The 294-nt window shown below is 66.7% G+C and carries 1 protein-coding gene; it reads left to right on the forward strand.

The window, feature by feature from the left end; translation table 11 throughout:
* Window positions 1–20: 20 nt before the first annotated feature.
* Window positions 21–294, forward strand: a 274-nt coding sequence (locus EN862_RS35660; protein WP_135913340.1) for an NAD-dependent epimerase/dehydratase family protein, incomplete at its 3' end; no start/stop codon positions are given.

Below are 294 nucleotides of genomic sequence, written 5' to 3' on the forward strand. Positions count from 1 at the left end.
GTTTCAGCTAGAGTTCCGGCATGAACATCCTGATTCTCGGTGCGACCGGCTTCATCGGGTCCGCCGTCACAAGAAGACTTGCGGAGGAAGGCCACCAGGTCACTGGGCTTGGACGCGAGCCGGCGCGCGCGGCGCTGAAGATGCCGCAGGTGCGCTGGCTGAAGGCCGACCTCGCCGGCATGACGCGGAGTGTGGACTGGCAGACCGCACTGGATGGCCAGCAGGCGGTGGTCAATTGCGCCGGCGCGCTGCAGGACGGGCTCGCCGATGACCTGACGGCCACCCAGGAAAAGG

It is taken from the genome of Mesorhizobium sp. M2E.F.Ca.ET.219.01.1.1 (assembly GCF_004016445.2).
Taxonomy (GTDB): domain Bacteria; phylum Pseudomonadota; class Alphaproteobacteria; order Rhizobiales; family Rhizobiaceae; genus Mesorhizobium.